This window comes from Campylobacter sp. IFREMER_LSEM_CL2194 (genome assembly GCF_025771685.1).
Taxonomy (GTDB): Bacteria; Campylobacterota; Campylobacteria; order Campylobacterales; family Campylobacteraceae; genus Campylobacter_D.
Map to the genome: position 1 here is coordinate 87,561 of NZ_JAKMQS010000005.1, position 18,315 is coordinate 105,875.

Annotated in this window: 14 protein-coding genes; 2 read left to right on the forward strand and 12 right to left on the reverse strand. The window is 31.4% G+C overall.

From position 1 onward, the window contains the following. Positions 1-35: 35 nt before the first annotated feature. From L8V79_RS03690 to hsdR, 3 genes are read right to left on the reverse strand one after another with little or no spacing between them, the layout of a single operon-like run. Positions 36-1,223, reverse strand: a complete 1,188-nt coding sequence (locus L8V79_RS03690) for a restriction endonuclease subunit S (protein ID WP_263692622.1) — start codon at positions 1,221-1,223, stop codon at positions 36-38. Further along, complete coding sequence (locus L8V79_RS03695) at positions 1,223-2,959, reverse strand: ATP-binding protein (RefSeq protein ID WP_263692620.1); 1,737 nt, start codon at positions 2,957-2,959, stop codon at positions 1,223-1,225. The genes L8V79_RS03690 and L8V79_RS03695 overlap by 1 nt, the downstream gene beginning before the upstream one ends. Further along, positions 2,949-5,261, reverse strand: coding sequence for an EcoAI/FtnUII family type I restriction enzme subunit R (hsdR, locus tag L8V79_RS03700; RefSeq protein ID WP_263692619.1), 2,313 nt, complete (start codon positions 5,259-5,261; stop codon positions 2,949-2,951). Before hsdR ends, L8V79_RS03695 begins: the two co-directional genes overlap by 11 nt. A 153-nt stretch (positions 5,262-5,414) precedes the next feature. Here hsdR and L8V79_RS03705 point away from each other — a divergent pair, with 153 nt between their 5' ends. After that, on the forward strand, positions 5,415-6,497 hold the full coding sequence (locus tag L8V79_RS03705; protein ID WP_039617588.1) for an NAD(P)-dependent alcohol dehydrogenase: 1,083 nt from the start codon (positions 5,415-5,417) through the stop codon (positions 6,495-6,497). Here L8V79_RS03705 and L8V79_RS03710 read toward each other — a convergent pair. The 4 genes from L8V79_RS03710 to L8V79_RS03725 form a co-directional block, all read right to left on the reverse strand. Continuing rightward, entirely contained in the window at positions 6,494-6,946 is a 453-nt protein-coding gene (locus L8V79_RS03710; RefSeq protein WP_214116454.1) for a lipocalin family protein, read from the reverse strand. The two genes, L8V79_RS03705 and L8V79_RS03710, sit on opposite strands and share 4 nt — an antisense overlap. After that, positions 6,943-7,272 (reverse strand): MarR family transcription factor RrpA, encoded by a 330-nt coding sequence (rrpA, locus tag L8V79_RS03715; protein WP_263702530.1) that lies wholly within the window; start codon positions 7,270-7,272, stop codon positions 6,943-6,945. The genes L8V79_RS03710 and rrpA overlap by 4 nt, the downstream gene beginning before the upstream one ends. Before the next feature lie 226 nt (positions 7,273-7,498). Beyond that, positions 7,499-9,220, reverse strand: a complete 1,722-nt coding sequence (locus L8V79_RS03720; RefSeq protein WP_263702532.1) for a GMC family oxidoreductase — start codon at positions 9,218-9,220, stop codon at positions 7,499-7,501. 3 nt (positions 9,221-9,223) lie between these two features. Further along, the gene (locus L8V79_RS03725; protein ID WP_263702533.1) at positions 9,224-9,952 is read right to left on the reverse strand and encodes a gluconate 2-dehydrogenase subunit 3 family protein; all 729 of its coding nucleotides are present in this window, start codon (positions 9,950-9,952) and stop codon (positions 9,224-9,226) included. 234 nt (positions 9,953-10,186) lie between these two features. Here L8V79_RS03725 and L8V79_RS03730 point away from each other — a divergent pair, with 234 nt between their 5' ends. Next, positions 10,187-10,771, forward strand: a complete 585-nt coding sequence (locus L8V79_RS03730) for an NAD(P)H-dependent oxidoreductase (RefSeq protein WP_263702534.1) — start codon at positions 10,187-10,189, stop codon at positions 10,769-10,771. Here the strand turns inward: L8V79_RS03730 and L8V79_RS03735 are convergent. The 5 genes from L8V79_RS03735 to L8V79_RS03755 are packed head-to-tail and all read right to left on the reverse strand — an operon-like array spanning position 10,761 to position 18,243. After that, on the reverse strand, positions 10,761-12,578 hold the full coding sequence (locus tag L8V79_RS03735; RefSeq protein WP_263702535.1) for a dynamin family protein: 1,818 nt from the start codon (positions 12,576-12,578) through the stop codon (positions 10,761-10,763). The genes L8V79_RS03730 and L8V79_RS03735 overlap by 11 nt on opposite strands. Then, a complete protein-coding gene (locus tag L8V79_RS03740) occupies positions 12,568-14,793 on the reverse strand; it encodes a dynamin family protein (protein WP_263702536.1) in 2,226 nt (741 codons plus the stop codon). The genes L8V79_RS03735 and L8V79_RS03740 overlap by 11 nt, the downstream gene beginning before the upstream one ends. Then, positions 14,771-15,496, reverse strand: coding sequence for a fumarate reductase iron-sulfur subunit (locus L8V79_RS03745; RefSeq protein ID WP_012661078.1), 726 nt, complete (start codon positions 15,494-15,496; stop codon positions 14,771-14,773). The genes L8V79_RS03740 and L8V79_RS03745 overlap by 23 nt, the downstream gene beginning before the upstream one ends. Next, positions 15,489-17,480: a fumarate reductase flavoprotein subunit gene (locus L8V79_RS03750; protein WP_066007209.1), complete on the reverse strand. Its 1,992-nt coding sequence runs from the start codon at positions 17,478-17,480 to the stop codon at positions 15,489-15,491. Before L8V79_RS03750 ends, L8V79_RS03745 begins: the two co-directional genes overlap by 8 nt. Beyond that, on the reverse strand, positions 17,464-18,243 hold the full coding sequence (locus L8V79_RS03755) for a fumarate reductase cytochrome b subunit (RefSeq protein ID WP_012661076.1): 780 nt from the start codon (positions 18,241-18,243) through the stop codon (positions 17,464-17,466). The genes L8V79_RS03750 and L8V79_RS03755 overlap by 17 nt, the downstream gene beginning before the upstream one ends. Between the last annotated feature and the right edge of the window lie 72 nt (positions 18,244-18,315).

An 18,315-nucleotide genomic window follows, 5' to 3' on the forward strand; every position in this document is an offset into this window, starting at 1 on the left:
GTCCTTATGTTAAAATTTGATAAAAATTTTAACATTTATAATCTTCCTTGAAAAGCTTTATCTAGCAAGGACTTTTTAAGCTCTTGTAGATTTTTTATCTGCATTTGATAGTTTTGCTTTAAATTTTTTACATGAGAAGAAAGCTCATCTAAATGCGAAGCGATTTGCTCTTGCTCTTGTAAAGGTGGTAAAGGAATTTTAGTTTCTTTAATTGTTTTAACATTAATAGCTTTAAAAGTAGAACCTGTCGAATTATCGTTAAAATATTTTTTTAAAGTTAGCAAATAAAAAAACAAAAATTCATTATTTATCTTAACGCCATTTAAAGAACACAATCCACGTCCTATTGCTATATCTTCAGAAGCAATATTCACTTCACCGACAGGCGCCCTAACGCATAATACAACTGAATTCTTTTTTGCAATTTTTCTAATGTCCGAAGTAACAAAATCAGATTTCTTTATATATTTATCAGAAAAAGCTATTTTTCCTTGATGAAATTCAATTAAATCTTTATTTTTATCTTTATTAAAAATACAATTTCCACTTGGAGATTGCCCCATAATCACTTCACAAATTTCCCCTAAGCTTTTCCATTCCCAACCTTGTGGGAGTTTGTAGTTTTCCTTAGCATTATCTTTTAAAGGGTTAAAAGCTTTTTGCAAGGCACCTTGCATTAACTCATCTAAATTTAGCAAATCTTGCTCTAAAATTTTTATACTCTCATCTATCTTTGCAAAACTCTCATCTAAAATCCCCACTATCCTTTCTTGCTCTTGTAAAGGTGGTAAGGGAATTTTAGTTTCTTTAATTGTTTTAACATTAATAGCTTTAAAAGTAGAACCTGTCGAATTATCGTTAAAATATTTTTTTAAAGTTAGCAAATAAAAAAACAAAAATTCATTATTTATCTTAACGCCATTTAAAGAACACAATCCACGTCCTATTGCTATATCTTCAGAAGCAATATTCACTTCACCGACAGGCGCCCTAACGCATAATACAACTGAATTCTTTTTTGCAATTTTTCTAATGTCCGAAGTAACAAAATCAGATTTCTTTATATATTTATCAGAAAAAGCTATTTTTCCTTGATGAAATTCAATTAAATCTTTATTTTTATCTTTATTAAAAATACAATTTCCACTTGGAGATTGCCCCATAATCACTTCACAAATTTCCCCTAAGCTTTTCCATTCCCAACCCTGTGGCAATTTTATCATTATTTTTTTACCTTGCTTTTCAAAAAATTAAACATCGTTACTATATCTTCTGAAATTTCTTCTTTTGGAATGCTAAAAATAACCTGTCTCATTTTGTTTATATCATCTCCATTATCATCACTATACAATCCTTGAATAATATTCTTGCAATCTAATTCTTTTAAAGAATTAATATTATCCAAGTTATCATCTTTTTTTATATGATCGTTTTTAGCTAGATTATCATTATTTATCAAATTTAAAACATTGTATTTTTCTAGCATAGTATATGAGAGTAAATAATTTTCTATTTCTCTTCTTTTCCAGACTCTCAAATAAAAACAATTTGCATAATCATTAAGACTTTTTAGGAGTGATTTTAAGCCAGATGGTTTTAATTCGTTATCTATTGAACTTAATATATAATTATCCTTATCACATATTATAAAAATATTTTTACTATTAAAATGTTTATTTTCTAATATTTTAATATAATCCTTACACCATTCAAGTTTTTTATTTCCAATAGTATCAGTATTTCTACTATATCCAGAAGGACACTTAAAAGGTTGTATTTGATTTAATATTTTCAAATCTTCTTCATTATCAATTTTAATTTCACATAACATTTTAAAAATCTCCCAATCATTCAAATCATCTATCAAAACAATATTTTCACATTTTGATGCTATTTGATATTGATACATTTTATTTGATGTGAAATTATCTAGCCTTTTGCATAATTCATTAAAAATATCTTTACTTTGTAATTTTCCATTGTCAACCAAATAAATATCTTCTATATTTTTTCTCACAATACTTTCTGTAATATGCGATGTAGATATACAATAACCTTTAATGTCTTCCAATCGACTCCATAATTTTTCAATATTTTTATAATGTATATGCGAATCAACCTCATCAAACAAAAAAAGAGTATTTTCTTTATCGAAAATATCTAAAATAGCATAAATAGCTAAAAGCTGATACTCGCCATCACTTAAATCATCAAATTTAAGGTCGTTATCCAAAGTAAGTGTTACTGTGTTTATATCAATATTTCTATCATTTTGAGTTGCATTACTTAAAAAAGTAAAAATTTCAGAGCTATCTTTGCCAAAAATTTCATTAGCTTGATTTATGGAAAAATTTATACCTCGCTTTATTATAGGATAAGGTTCACTATTGAAATCTTCATAGTAATGTTGATCAAATTTTTTTTCAGCTATCTTCTCTAGTATTTTATAATCTATAGTATCTCTTATAATTCTTTTTACAACGCCTTTTGCTTCTTGCATCAATTCAATTTCAAGTCTTCGAATATAATCAGATAGAATTCTGAATTTAAAAGATAAATTTATATTGTCAATATTTATATTTTTTTCCATTAAAAAGCTTTTTACCAAAGAGTCTTGCTTTGTAGAGATGGAAAAAAATACTAATAAAATTATCCAATTTTTATCAAAATAAAAAGAATGAACTACCGCATAATCATTTTCATAATCATTTTTCATGCTTTCTTTTTTATGTTTTTTAAAAATTTTAGTAAATTTTTCATTTTGCCCTGAAGAAAAACAAATCACATTAAAATTGTCATCTTGTATATATTTTTCAAAAATAGACTCCAGAATTCTTGATTTACCGCATCCATTCTCACCAACCAACAAAATACTTTTATTATCTTTTAAAATTATACTTTGCTTATCAATACCTTTATATTTATTTATTTCTAGTTCCATATTATTTTCACCTCGCATAAATCTCCCTTTGTAAATCATCAATGCATTGTTTTAAATTCTCCATACCTTCAAATTCACTCACTAACTCTTTTACACCACCTAAAGAGCTAAGATCTATAAGTGTTTTTAACCCACTATCAAAGTCTTTTATGCCATACTCTTGATACCTATCTAGTAAAAACTCGACAAGCTTTAAGGCTTTTTCTTTTTGGAAGCGTTTTAAAAATGCACTATTTTTTACATTTAGCACGCGTTCATGGCGTGTTTTTATCTCGCTGTTAAAGCTTAAGTGTGCTAGCACATCATACACATCGCAGTCTTTTTGCTCAAAAATCACTGTCAATTCTTCCAAAACCTGCTCGCTTATGCGGTCTTTTTCAAGTTTTTGTAAAAATTCTTTCCTGCTTGCTTGGTTGCTCCAAATCTCGCGTAACCTTATCTCATCATCATAAAATTCTGCTAGCTTTCCTACTAAAAATTCCAAAAATTCTTTTGTGCTAAGTGGCTTGTCGCTATCTCCTATATAGCTTGTCGTTATATCAAGCACTTTTAGTTTGGTGCCTTTTAAATGCACGGTGACTTCTTTTTGCTTGGTTGTTTCTTTAGGCTTGCTTTGCTCTCTTTTGTTTTGTATAGTTTTTACCTCGGTTTTTTCCTCATCTTTGATCTGCTCGCCATCCCATTTAGGATCATAAAAAAGTCTTGTTACTCCGGTAAAATCTAGTATAGTAAAAAAGTCTTTTCCCTCATACACCCTAGTGCCTCTTCCGATGATTTGCTTAAATTCTATAATAGAACCTATATTTGCCAAAAGCACTATGTTGCGGACATTTCTAGCATCTACTCCTGTGGTTAGCATTTTAGAACTAGTGAGTATCACAGGGTAGCTTTTGTCATTATCTTGAAACTGCTTTAAGTACTCAAGCCCTATTTTACCCTCATCACTTGTAACCCTCACGCAGTAGTCATCTCTTTTTACACTTTTAAATTTATCAATGGCTCTTTTTACTTCACTTGCATGGGCTTGGTTAGCACAAAAGATGATGGTTTTGTCCATAGGGTTGATGAGCTTTAAAATTTCTTTAGCTAGAAAATCGTTGTATTGAGGTAAGTGAATATTTCTTTCAAATTCATTGATCTTATAAAAGCCTTTTTCTAACTCACCTTCTATGATATCATCAGGGTTATACACATAGCCTTCACTAAGCGTAGTCGTAACACGCTTAACTTTATAAGGGGTTAAAAAGCCATCTTCTATGCCGTTTTTAAGACTATACTCATATACACTCCCACCAAAATACCTATAAGTATCTACATTATCGCTTTTTTTAGGTGTAGCAGTAAGCCCTAAATGCGTAGCCGATGAAAAGTACTCTAGCACCCCTGCCCAGCTACCTTCTTCATTCGCTCCACCTCTGTGGCATTCATCGATGATGATAAGATCAAAAAAATCTTTGGGGTATTGTAAGTAGAATTTGCTTTCTTGTTCTTCATTAGCATTTTCTTGTTCTTTTGAATTTGAAGCTAGACTTTGATAAATTCCAAAAAACACATTTGCACTTGTAGGCACTCTGCCATTATTTTTTCTCAACTCTTGCGCACTCACTGCCACACAATCACCCTCTATGGGATTAAACTCTCCTAAAGCTTGATCTCTTAAACTCACTCTATCACATAAAAATAATATCTTAGGTTTTTTGTCTTGATTTGTTTTATTCCACCTAGCTTCAAGCAAACGATAACACAAAGCAAAAGCTATGGTGGTTTTACCTGTACCTGTAGCAAGAGTGAGTAAAATTCTATTTTTACCATTGATCAAAGCTTCTATGACTTTATCAACTGCGATCTTTTGATAATATCTTAATTCTTTTTGGGGTATGTATAATTCTCGCTGCGATAAAAGCTTGTGTTGCCATTCTTTTAAATTTCCATAAATCCTAGCAAAAAGCTCACTTGGAGTTGGAAATTTTTCTATGTACCCACCGCTTGAAGTTTTTAAGTTGTATTCGTAAATTTTATCACCATTAGTGCTATATACAAATGCTACGTTTAAAATTTTGGCATATTCTATGCCTTGAGATAAGCCATCTAAAGGATCTTTGCTCTGTTTTTTAGCTTCTATGATAGCAAGATTATTGTTTTGAAATTTCAACAAATAATCTGCAAATTTTCTTTCGCCTCTTTTATTTCCTATAAGCTTACGCCCATCAGTAAAATAATAATTTCTTATGATATTTTCTTCACTCCAAGAGCTAGTGTGAAGTTTTACATCTATGAGTTTAACTCTGGTATCATCTTCTGAAAAATGCTTAAGTTCCATGGCTTCCTTATGGATAAAAAATTTAAATAATTATACCATAAAAATCAAACCAAAACCCACAAACACACCTTAAGTATAGTATCTTACTTTATTTTCCCTATTGCAATAAAAACCTAGCTTTAATATAATTTCAAAAACCACAAAGGAGAGAAAATGGACTCAAAAATCTTTTTAGAAAATGGTCGTGTTAAAAGTAAAGGTTATGCCATGCTTAGCAAAGATTCTAAATTCACACCTTTTGAATTTACACGCCATAAAGTAGGCAAAAACGACATCTTAATCGCTATCAAATACGCAGGAATTTGCCATAGCGACATACACACTGCAAGAAGCGAATGGGGTGAGGCAACCTACCCTTGCGTACCTGGCCATGAAATAGCAGGAGAAGTTATCGCAGTGGGTGAAAATGTGAGTAAATTTAAAGTAGGTGATTATGCTGGGGTTGGGTGCATGGTAAATTCATGCGGAGAGTGCGAAGCATGCAAAAAATCTCAAGAGCAATTTTGCGAAAATGGTAAAACCATCTACACTTATAACTGCAAAGATGTATTTCATGATAATGAAAACACCTATGGAGGTTACTCAAATAACATCGTAGTAAGTGAAAAATTTGCTATCAATGTACCAAAAAATGCACCACTTGACAAAGTAGCGCCTTTACTTTGTGCGGGTATTACTACCTACTCACCGCTTAAATTTTCAAATATCAAAGAAGGCTCAAGCGTAGCCATAGCAGGATTTGGTGGACTTGGTATGATGGCAGTTAAATATGCTGTAAAAATGGGTGCAAAAGTAAGTGTTTTTGCAAGAAATGAGAACAAAAAAGCAGAAGCTCTAGCTATGGGTGTGAGTAATTTTTATACTAGTACAGACAAAAGTGTGGTAAAAGAAAGATTTGACCTCATCATCTCTACTATACCAACCCCTTATGAACCGCTAGCTTATATGGATTTGTTAAAATTTGGTGGCGAGATGGCTATAGTAGGATTACCTCCACATGAAGTAAGTCCTAGCATTAACATTATTCATTTTGTATTTAAAGCAGGTAAAAAAGTATATGGCTCACTTATTGGAGGCATTAAAGAAACTCAAGAAATGCTTGATTTTTCTTTAGAACATGGAATTTATCCTGAAATTGAACTCATCAAACCAAGTGAGATTGACAAAGCTTATGAAAATCTCACTTCAGGAAAAGCCAAATTCCGCTATGTAATCGATATGAGCGCAGAAAATTAATACTCATCAAAAATCACATCGCTAGTATCAAAACCTCTTTGCTTGGCTATTTCAAGCAAAGAGTTTATTTGCTCTTTTGCTAAAATCTCTCTTGATAAAATCCAAAGATATTTTTTATCAGGACTACCTACGATAGAAACTTGATAATTTGTATCAATGTAAATAATCTCATAATTTGGCTTGTTAAAAATATTCATAAATATACTAAATTTAACCGCCAAAGCCCTTGGAGATTTTACCCTAGCTTTACCATTTGCTTGAGAGATTTCTCCATTTTCTTTTGTGCATATATTTTTAACTTTAATTATAGGCGTAGAGCCTTCATACTCTAGCTCATATTCTGCCTTAGCACTTTTGCAAGTTTTTTGAAAAAATGCAGGTTTTCTAGCCATTTCTAACCATGTACCCATGTATTTTTCTAAATTTATACCATCTAATAATTCTATCATTTTTCTTCCTTTTGATTTGCCTCACCCCAATCACACATTGCCTGTAAAATAGGGATTAAACTTTGTCCTTTTTTAGCAAGGCGGTATTCTACTTTTGGTGGGATTTGTGGATATTCTTTACGCGTGATTAAATCATCATTTTCAAGCTCTCTTAAAGTATGTGTCAAAGTCTTAAAAGAAATATTGCCAAGATATCTTTTAAGCTCATTATATCTTACTACTTCATAACGAAATAAACAGTACAAAACACTCATCTTATATTTGCCTGAAATCAAAGATAAGGTATAGTTAAACCCACATTCTGTAAAATAGCACTTTTCTTCCATATACTTTCCTTTAATATAGTATTATGCTTTTTTATATTATAATCCAAAATCATTTTTTATCAAAATGAATACACATTAAAAAGGGTTTCGATGGATTTCATCACAAATCTTATCATTGCTGCTATTGTTGGTGGTGCATGCGGAGCTGCGCTTCATCTATGGAAAAAGAAAAAAGAAAAAGATAGTAGCGAAAAATAATACGTGAAGCAAAATGCTTCACGTATATCTATACTAATTGTCTATCATTTTTATGATATTTTAAAATACCCTCTGCACAACGATAAGCCAAAGCTCCAACTGTATCAGTAGGATTATATCCGCTATTGTGCTGAAAATTTCCTGCACCCACAACAAAAAGATTATCCATATCCCAATGTTGCAAGTAAGTATTAACAACACTTGTTTGAGGGTCAGCACCCATAGTAGTTCCACCCGTATTATGTGTAGATTGATAAGGCACTATACTATAATCTTTCAAGTATGCTCCTTTTTTAATCGATCTCACTCCTTGCATTTTTTTAGCTACCTCAGCTGTTTTATCTGTTATAAATTTATGCAAAGCACGATCTTGATCTGTAAAATTATAAGTAAGTCTTACAAGTGGCATTCCAAAAGCATCTTTATAGGTTGGATCCAAACTCAAATAGTTACTTTTATGTGGTAAAGATGCGCCTTGTCCTCCTACTGTAATAGCTCTTGTAAAATTATAATTTAAAGCTTTTTTAAATTCAGCCCCCCAACTTGGAGTTCCTTTTGGCAGCGGAGCTGATTGGATAGGGCGATTTCCAAGTTGCACACTATAAATCATAGCTCCGTGCAAAAACTTCTCTTTTGAGTGATCAAAATTATCCCCGTTATAATCATCGCAAGTTGTACCTAAAGCACCTGAACCCATATATGTATTAAATTGCTCATTAAAAAACGCTGTTGTTCCCATATTGATTTGATAACAATAGTTTTTACCTAAAGTTCCTTTGCCTGTATTTGGATCATATTGCTCACCTATATCACTTACCATTAAAAGCTTAGCATTGTTAAACATATAACTTGTAAGTACTACAATATCTGCTGGCTGAATATACTCTTTCATAGTCCTTGTGTCTACAAACCTAACTCCCGTAGCTTTACCATCTTTTTTTAGTATTTCTATAACATTACTATGAGTTCTTATAGTATATTTTCCTGTGCTCATAGCTTTAGGTATAACAGTATTAATAGGACTAGCCTTAGCACCATACTCACAACCAAAACGCTCACAATAAGCACAATATTGACATGGGGCTAGATCTTGACCATCTGGATTAGTATAACCGCCTTTTGAATTAGCCGCAGGTAATCTAAATGGGTGCAATTTCATTTCTTTTGCAGCTTTTTCGAAGCGTTTAAGCATTTTAGTGTTTTCTAAAGGTTCTTGCGGATAAGGACTTGATCTAAACAAACCCATTTTTTCAGCAAGTGGGTTTTCTTCTCCACAAATTCCACAGGTTTTTTCAAACTTATCATAATAAGGTTCCATATCTTTATAGGTTAAACCCCAATCTTGCAAGGTATAATCATCACCTAATTTATTACCATATCTTTCAAAACTTTTTGTTTTAATCTCAAAATCATAAGGTAAAAATCTAAAGGTCCAACCATTCCAATGAACCCCTGCACCACCAACATTACTTCCAAGTAAAAAAGATCCCATTTTTCTATATGGCAAGGCTAAACCATTAACATTATGGCGAAAAGTTACTGTATCTTTTGAGCAATCTTGCATTAAACCATAGTTAATACCATATCTCCACTCATCGTGAATCATTGCAAAATTTTCCGTAGTTTGCATCATACCACGCTCTAAGCTCAAGACAGTCAATCCAGCCTTGGTAAGTTCTGCTGCAACTATACCACCTGTCCAACCAGCCCCTACTGTTACCACATCTACTTTTTTTAATACTTCTGCCATAATTTATCCTTCCATGTCAGCTAAGCTCATAGGCTCTATGTCAAAAAACTCATCACTTGTGATCTTGTCAATATAACTCATTTGAGCACCAGGATATTGCATCATTCTCCAACCATTTTTATTATCATTACCACCATAAATTGGATCAGATAAAACTCCAGCTATTATCATATCCCTTAAAAGAGTAAAAAATTCAGAAGATTTAAATCCTATGAAATCGATTTTATTTTTTTCTAAATCAACTAAAATTTTATCTTGCTCAACTCCTTTTAAAGATGAAAAAGTTTTTTTATAACGCTTTTGAGATATTATTTCCAAAGCTTTAACACCCTCTAAGAAAATCTCATTGCGTTTCATTGGAGTTTGATAACCTTGCTCAGCAATTCCTTCTATAAATGGCCCTTGTAGGTATTCTCTATCATTATAACCATAAGCTGAAGCTAATTGATTATCAATAAAATAAGGCACGCCTAAGCCTATAGCACCATCACCTTGCTCATCTTTTGGATAAATTCTCTCACATGCTGCACTTAGATTATCAAAATCAGTCTGCACTTGAAAAAACATTTTTCCTCTTATTTTATTTGAACCTCCTTGTGTTTTCTTGTGCGCATGAGTTAATTCTGCAGCATGCAATATAGCTCCACCACTCATAGCGCTAGCAGCAACCACACCACCACCCAAAAGACTTAATTTAAAAAAATTTCTACGATCGATGACATTATCTTGCATATTTTCCTCCTTTTTGTTGACAATATCAACTTATATTCATTCTATTCCTTGCTTTTTTAATATAGTCTTAAATAAAAAAAATAATACAATTTTTATATTATTTTTAAAAAATCAATCATAAAAAGTAACATATTTGTTTTACACTTTCTTATAGTATAGTATCTTACATAAATTTCAGTATTGAAATGAAATTATAGTTAAATTATAATTTTAAAAAACATAAAAGGATAAAATATGCAAAAAGTATTATTATTAAACGGTGCAAAAAACTTTGGACACTCTAAAGGAAGATTAAACACGAGCTTGCATGAGCTTGCACTTAAAACTTTACAAGAACTTGGTTTACAAACCCAGCAAACACATATAGATCAAGGCTATGATACAAACAATGAGGTAGAAAAAATTCTAAATACTGATGTTTTGATTTGGCAAATGCCTGGTTGGTGGATGGGAGAGCCTTGGATAGTGAAAAAATACATTGACGATGTTTTCACAGCAGGACATGGAGTGTTTTATAAAAACGATGGTAGAAGTCATAATGAACCTACTAAGAATTATGGTACAGGCGGGCTTTTAAAAAATAAAAAATATATGCTTTCGCTAACTTGGAATGCTCCAATACAAGCCTTTAACGATGAAAATGAATTCTTTAATGGAGCCGGAGTTGATGGGGTATATTTACACTTTCACAAAGCACATGAGTTTTTAGGAATGAGTGCTTTACCTACTTTCATAGCCAATGATGTAATCAAAAATCCTCAAGTGCAAGAGTATTTCACAAATTATAAAGCACACTTAGAAAAAATTTTTAAAGCTTAGAAATTTGGGATTTGATGCTAGAAATCATTGATTTTTTAGCATCAAATTCACTTTTTAAATTCAAAATAATCTGCCTTTTAGCTTCAATAAAATCAACAAAGCTTTGCATATAATTTTTATAAATTTTTAAAACTACAGGCTTATTTAAAAGCAAATCTTCAAATTCATATACATTAAGCTCAGTTAATACCCTTTGATGCACTTCACTTGCTTTTGGATGATATAAGCTAAACTCGGTACTATCAAGCTCGTAAAATTCTTTACTCGCATTCATTTTAGCGCTAAAAAATCCCAAAGTAAGTTTAGTAGCGCTTTCATAATTTGCTAAAGCTTTTAGATTAAGCTTTTCTAAAAATAAATCAAGTTCAAGTTGGCTTTTAAACAATAATTGCTTAAAATCTTTTAAAAAAAGCTCCTCGCTAGCACTAGCAAAGCTTCTAAAACTAGCAAATTCTTTTTCACTTTCTAAGGCATTTTCTTTTTGTAAATTTGAAAATTGAGCTTTAAAAAGCAAAATTTGCTCTTCTAAATGAGTAAAAAATAAGGAAAAATCATCTTTAATTTGACTAAATTCTAAAGCGATTTCATTTTTTAATCTTTTAAATTCCTTATTCATTACTTCAGAGTTATAAAACATAGCCAAAAACGCATCATCGCTTGAAAGATATGGTGCTTTATAAGCAACTTTTTCATAAAGATTTTTCTTAAATAAACCCTTAGCTTCTTTATAATAATTACTATCTTTTTCTTTAATAAATTTTAAAATTTCTTGGGCGATTTTTTCTCCAACAAGTTTTAATTTATCCAAACAATTATGATTTAAAATTTTGATTTTTTGCTCTAGATTACTTACTTTGAAAGTTTGCAAAATAGTATTAAATTTAAGCTCTAATTGTTCTAGCGCATTTTGAAACAAATCATATTGATTTGACAAAAGTTCACATAAATTACTAAGTTTTTCTTTGATAAAATCTTTTTTAATGCGCTCATAATCAAGCTCTTTTAAATACTCATAAAGTAAAGGTAAATTTGACTTTTGTAAATCAAATTTTGCTTCTTTGCATGAAATTGCGATGATTTTTTCAAAATACTTATCAAAAACCAAATGCGCATAATTTAAAACATTTTCTAGCTCATCTTGACTTAGCTTATCTTTTTGATTTAGCACGCAAATCCCACCACGCTCTAAAAGCTTGGCATTTGCTTTTATAGCATCTTCTTCACTTTTTTTACCTGCATTATCAATCAAACTAAGCCAAATAGCACTATGCATAAAAGAAAGTTCTTTAAAAGTAGTTAGCGTATCAGTGGTATTTGCGTTTAGACCCGGGGTATCTATAAGCGTGATATCTTTTAAAAGCTCAATAGGTGCAAAAAGATGCAAACTTTTAGTTTCTTTTAGCTCATTTCTTTGATCGCTAAATTTAGAAAGCTCATCTATATCTACAATCTCATCACTACCATCTTCATATTCAACTCTTAAAAAATACTCCTTAGCATAACGTAAAAAAGTAGGCTTAAAAGTCACTGGCACCACGCCTGTTGGCAGGCATTCTTTTTGTAAAATTAAATTTAAAAGCGTAGATTTACCACTAGAAAATTGCCCTATAATGGCCACATTAATGGCCCTTTTATAGCTAGCTACAATCATTTCAAGATCTTTTAAAAAGACATCATTTAAATGCAAACTTGGCTCTAAAAATGCATTTTTAATTGCTAAAATTTTTCCTTCAAAACTATCATCAAAGCTTTTACAATATGCATTTTCATAAGCTTTTAAAAAATCATTAATCAAATCATTTTGCATTTAAAAGCTCCGTTTTTAAAGTCTTTAAACTTTGTAATTTTGCGTTGTTTTTTTCTAAAAGCTCTTTGGAGTTTTGCTCATTTTGCTCTATTTGTAAAATCAAGTCTTTTAAGTCTTTGATTTGCTCTTCTTGTTCTTTTTCGTATAAATTCAAACTAAGCTCTAAATTAGTAAAAAATTCTTGATTATTTTTTAAATCTAGGGCAATTTTTTCTATATTAAATGTTTGTAATTTTTTCAAAATTTGATTTTCTAAAGAGCTTTCTAGTTTATAAATATCTTGAGCAAACTCTAAATTTTTTAAAAGTCCTGTTTTTAATGCCATAAAAAGATCATTAGTGAAAATACTTTCTATTTTTGCTTCAACCTTACTTTTAAAATCATCACAATTTTGCTCTAAAATAGCTTTTAAAAAATCATATTTCACACTTAGTGTGGTTTTAAGCTCATTGATCTTATACTCACTTTGCTGTTTTAACTCTCTTAAAAGATCAAAAATTCCATCTTTTAAAGTCGTATCGATGATAGTATTTAGTCTTTGAGTGTTGTTTTTAATTTTATTATTTTGATTATATTTTAGCTCATCTATAAGTTTTTCTTTTAATTTCTTAGCTAGTAAATGCAAAAGCGTTAAAATTTCTTGAGTATTTTCATCTTTTTTGTTAAAAATAGCACTTAGCTCTGCTTTTACTTGCATTAATTTTTCTTTTTTTGCCTTAAAATCATTGATAATAGTTTGATTTTGCTTATCAAGCTCAAAGCTTTCGTAAGTTAGCATTTTATTGGAAAATTTAATTTTTTCTTCTATTTTTTCTAAATGTAATAATAATTCTTTTTTATAAGCACTTAGAGCAATTTTGTTTTTATCATATAAGCTTTTAGCTATAAGTTCTTCTAGTGTTAAAATATTGCTTTGCTCTAAATTTCCACCTTTTTTTTGATAAAAATCATTAGCTAGTTTTGAAGAAATGCACACAAAATCCACATTATCTAATAATTCTTGGCTAAGCTGCTTTTGTGCTAAATTTTCTTTGAGTTTATTTTTAGTATAGTTAATTACTTCTTGCAAGTCTTTTTGACTAAGCAAGTCAGCCTTAGTAAGCACAATTAAAAGCTTACTTACCCTTGAAGTTAACAAACATTCTATAATAAAATCACAATCTTTTTGACTAAGACTTTGAGAAGCATTCATAAGGTGGATTAAAAAGTCAGCCTTGCTTATATACGCTTTTGTTAAAAGTTCTCTTTGGATAATAACATCATCAAGTCCTGGAGTATCAACTATACAAACATTATCTTTTAAAAAATCAAGCGATGAAAAAAGTTCTATTTTTTTAATAAGTGCTGAGATTTTGTTTTTTGCACTAGTGTAATTTTTTAATTCTTCAATTTTTATTTCTATATTTTTATTTTCTTTTTCAAGATATTCATTTAGATTAAAATTTTGCTCTAATTGTTTTATAAGTTCTTGCATATCTTGATTATCTTTAGAGCTTTTTAAAATTTCTTGCCATTCTTCTTCACTCCAAAAATATATCTTAGCTTTTTGCTCTTTGCCATATTTTAAAACGCTCAAATTTGCAGTTTCAGGCACGTTAGATACACCTAAAAAATCTTTTTTTAAAAGTGCATTTAGCATACTTGATTTACCTGCATTTACCACACCCGTTACCGCGATAGAAAAATCAATATTGCTAAATTTAACCAAAGCTTCTTGTAAGAGTTTTTGAACTTTTTCATCTTCGCAAAGCTCTTGTAAATTTTGGTTAATGAGATCTAGCGTTTGATGTGAGTTTTTAACTTCTTGCTTGTAATCTTTTTGAATAATTTTTTGCCTAGATACAAAAGCATATATTAAAGTATTATCAGTGATTTTTTGAAGTTTTTCCAAGGATTTTAAAAGCTCGTTTTTATCTAAAATTCCTAAATTTAAAGCATTAATAAAACAAACTTGCGCATACTGAATGCCATAAAGATCTAAGCGTAAATTTAAACTTTTCATCAAACTTTTAAATTCATTTAAAGCGCTAAATCTTTCATAATTATCAAGATTAGTACTTAAAATAATTGCTGCTTTTTGAGCATCAATTAAACTTTCATCAAAAAGTGTATTTGTGTCAAGATAAACGCTATGATTTTGCCAAATTTGTTTTAGTAAGGTTTTAAGAGCCCCCTTTTCTTGGGGGCTAGGATTATTTGTTTCTTTGAGCGACAAGCTGTCTTCTCATATAAGCGATTTTGCTTTGTAAAGGTAGTTCTTTTGGACAATTATCTTCACATGCAAGTAAAGACATACATCCAAACACACCATCATCATCACCCACTAATTCATAAAAATCTTCTATGGTTCTGTGATCATGTGGATCTTGTAAATATCTAGCTGTTCTTAAAAGCCCAGTAGCTGCGATAAAGTCAGGTCTCATTAACTTAGTTGCACAAGAAGCAACACAAATTCCACACTCTATACAACGATCAAGCTCAAAAGTCTCATCAGCAACTTCTGGTTCAATACGTTCTTCAAGTTTAGAAATATCTGTTTCTTTTTCATTATGCACCCAGCTTTCAACGCGTTTGCACATACCATCAAACCACTCACCTGTATTAACACTTAAGTCCTTAATGTGTCTAAATGCAGGTAAAGGCATAAGTTCTATAACACCATCTGGATAGTCTTTTGTCAATGTTTTACAAGCAAGTTTTGGCTTACCATTGATCATCATAGCACAGCTTCCGCAAATCCCTGCTCTACATACAAAGTCAAAACTCAAATCCGCATCCATTTTTTCTCTGATTTGAGTTAAGCACACAAAAATCGTCATAAATGGAGTTTCTTCAAGCTCATAAGTAACAAAATGAGGCTTAGAAATTTTACTTAATGGATTATATTTAAATGCTCTTATTGTTAATTTTCTACTCATAATCAACTCCTATTCTTTGATTTGGTGCTTTAAATTTAGCTTGTAATTCATAAGGCATTAAAGCATGTTGAATTTCATATCTACCTTTGCCTTCTGCTTCCATTTTTTCACGGATTGCATCAACTTCAGCTTGACGTTTTTCGCTTAATGGATTTTCAATGATATTTCCTTTAGCACCATAACCTCTAAATGCAGGTGGGATTTCCATTTTCATAATGTCAAGATCTTCATACTCAACTCTAGGCATACTTTCACCTTCTACCCAGTAAGTATTTGTTCTTTTCATCCAATTTAAATCATCTCTTTTTGGATAATCTTCTCTATAATGAGCCCCGCGGCTTTCTGTTCTTAAAAGCGCACCATAAGCAACACATAAAGCAATTTTTAGCATTCTTGGAACTCTATAAGCTTCTTCAAGCTCTGGATTTGCACATTTTAATTCTTTATCATGTACTTTTAAATCAAGTGATTTTTGATACAATTCTTCAAGCTCTTTAACCGCTTCTTCAAGACCTTGGCCTGTTCTAAAGATAGCTACTTTTTCCCACATAATGTCTTTCATTCTGTTTTTGATTTCAAATACATCATGCTTTCCTTCTTTGCTAACAAGAGATTTTAAGTAATCATACTCTTTAGAAAGGAAAGATTTAACGATATTTGTATCAATATCATTACCATTTTCTTTACAATATTGTGCAAAATAATCCCCTACGATCATACCTGCAACAACAGTTTCTGAACATGAATTTCCACCCAAGCGGTTAAATCCGTGCATATCCCAGCAAGCTGCTTCACCACACGCAAAAAGACCATTTAACCATTGACTTTCTCCGGTTGGTTTAGTTCTAATACCACCCATTGAGTAATGTTGCATAGGTAAAACTGGTGCCCAGCCTTTTGGACCCTCATCAGCAGGATCAATACCATTAAATGTTTTACAAATATCTTGAACATCGCGAAGATTTTTTTCAACATGAGCACGACCGAGGATAGAAATATCAAGCCATAAATGATCTCCATAAGGGCTTTTTACACCTTTACCTTTTCTAATGTGCTCCATCATTCTACGACTTACAACGTCCCTACTTGCAAGTTCTTTTTTCTCAGGCTCATAATCAGGCATAAAGCGGTAACCATCAACATCTCTTAAGATACCACCATCACCTCTACAACCTTCAGTTAGTAAGATACCACTTGGTACGATTGGAGTTGGGTGAAATTGCACTGCTTCCATATTTGAAAGTCTGCAAAGTCCAGTTTCAAGTGCAATAGCAGCTCCTGTACCTTCACAAATAACAGCATTTGTGGTTTGTTTATAAATTCTACCATAACCACCTGTTGCAATCATAGTTCCTCTAGCAACATAAGCGATTAATTCTCCATTAGTTAAATCTCTAGCAATAGCCCCTAGACATTTTTTACCATCATGGATAATTCTTACTGCTTCCATTCTATCGATGATTTTAACTTGATGTTTAATCGCTTCATTTGCCACACCATATAGCATACAGTGTCCTGTTGCATCAGCGATATAACATGTTCTCCATTTTTTAGTACCACCAAAGTCCCTTGCATTTATAAGACCATGTGCTTCTTCTTTTTCTTCAATGGTTGTTTTTTGAGCATTGATAACTACAGTTCTAGGTCCTTTTGTAACCCTAGTCCAAGGCACACCCCAGGCAGCAAGCTCACGCACAGCTTTTGGAGCAGTTTGCGCAAACATTCTTGCAACTTCTTGATCACAGCCCCAGTCAGATCCTTTTACTGTATCAGCAAAATGCACATCTTCATTATCTCCCTCACCTTTAACGCTATTTCCTAAACTCGCTTGCATACCACCTTGTACAGCAGCTGAGTGAGATCTTTTAACTGGACAAATACTTAATAAAGTTACACTTTGACCACTTTTTGCAACTTCAATAGCAGCTCTTAAACCTGCAAGACCACCACCGATAACTAAAGCATCACTATATTGTATGTTCATATTTAGCTCCATCATAAGTTTTTACTATTTGCGCTACAGAGTTGTTTTGGTAATTATTAAAGCCTATTTTTGCAAAAGCAGCTAAGCTTAATACACCCAAAACTAAGAAGAAAATACTAATAAACCATTTTGCTTTTTTAAGTTTTTTACGACTTTCTTTTGCATCTTTACCTTCAAACCAACCCCATTTTACACATAATCTATAAAGACCAATACTACCATGCAACTCAACACAGATTAATAAGGCAATGTAAAATAACCACATAAAATGGCTCACTACTCTATCACCTGACATATCAGCACTGATTTTATCTGCATTAGTAATGATAAAAATTAAGTGCGCAGAACCCAAGAAAAACATTACAAAACCAGTTGCAGCTTGAACCCACCATAAAGAAGAATCACCATGATTCATATATTTTAAGTGTGTTCTACAAAGTTGGTATTGTCTGAAATTAATAGGAAATTTTCTCATTGCAAGACCCGCATGCACAAAGAAAATAACCAAAACACAGGCAGCCAAGAAAGAAGTGATGTAGCTCATCATAGGGCTATTAATGATAAATTTTAGTTCTAAAAAGTGAACCACTGAATCAAAAAAATCATCACTAACCAAAATGGTAGAAACGAACAACATATGTGCCCACATAAACAAGCCTAAAATTAAGCCTGTCGCACTTTGAATATAGTCAAGTTTTGCTGGCATTTTGCTTTTTTTGCCATCAATACTCTTGCCTAAAAAACCTTCAATGAGTTGGCTCATATTTACTCCTTTTAAAAGTTGATAAGTTTTAATATCGGAGCAATTATAGAACTTTTATTCTTAAAATAAATA

Excerpts from the sequence above, each read along its gene's own strand:
- L8V79_RS03705 (WP_039617588.1), top strand. The coding sequence starts at position 5,415 with ATGGACTCAAAAATCTTTTTAGAAAATGGTCGTGTTAAAAGTAAAGGT.
- L8V79_RS03720 (WP_263702532.1), bottom strand. The coding sequence starts at position 9,220 with ATGGCAGAAGTATTAAAAAAAGTAGATGTGGTAACAGTAGGGGCTGGT.
- L8V79_RS03755 (WP_012661076.1), bottom strand. The coding sequence starts at position 18,243 with ATGAGCCAACTCATTGAAGGTTTTTTAGGCAAGAGTATTGATGGCAAA.
- L8V79_RS03695 (WP_263692620.1), bottom strand. The coding sequence starts at position 2,959 with ATGCGAGGTGAAAATAATATGGAACTAGAAATAAATAAATATAAAGGT.
- L8V79_RS03690 (WP_263692622.1), bottom strand. The coding sequence starts at position 1,223 with ATGATAAAATTGCCACAGGGTTGGGAATGGAAAAGCTTAGGGGAAATT.
- L8V79_RS03750 (WP_066007209.1), bottom strand. The coding sequence starts at position 17,480 with ATGAACATACAATATAGTGATGCTTTAGTTATCGGTGGTGGTCTTGCA.
- L8V79_RS03745 (WP_012661078.1), bottom strand. The coding sequence starts at position 15,496 with ATGAGTAGAAAATTAACAATAAGAGCATTTAAATATAATCCATTAAGT.
- L8V79_RS03730 (WP_263702534.1), top strand. The coding sequence starts at position 10,187 with ATGCAAAAAGTATTATTATTAAACGGTGCAAAAAACTTTGGACACTCT.
- hsdR (WP_263692619.1), bottom strand. The coding sequence starts at position 5,261 with ATGGAACTTAAGCATTTTTCAGAAGATGATACCAGAGTTAAACTCATA.
- L8V79_RS03710 (WP_214116454.1), bottom strand. The coding sequence starts at position 6,946 with ATGATAGAATTATTAGATGGTATAAATTTAGAAAAATACATGGGTACA.
- L8V79_RS03725 (WP_263702533.1), bottom strand. The coding sequence starts at position 9,952 with ATGCAAGATAATGTCATCGATCGTAGAAATTTTTTTAAATTAAGTCTT.
- rrpA (WP_263702530.1), bottom strand. The coding sequence starts at position 7,272 with ATGGAAGAAAAGTGCTATTTTACAGAATGTGGGTTTAACTATACCTTA.
- L8V79_RS03735 (WP_263702535.1), bottom strand. The coding sequence starts at position 12,578 with ATGCAAAATGATTTGATTAATGATTTTTTAAAAGCTTATGAAAATGCA.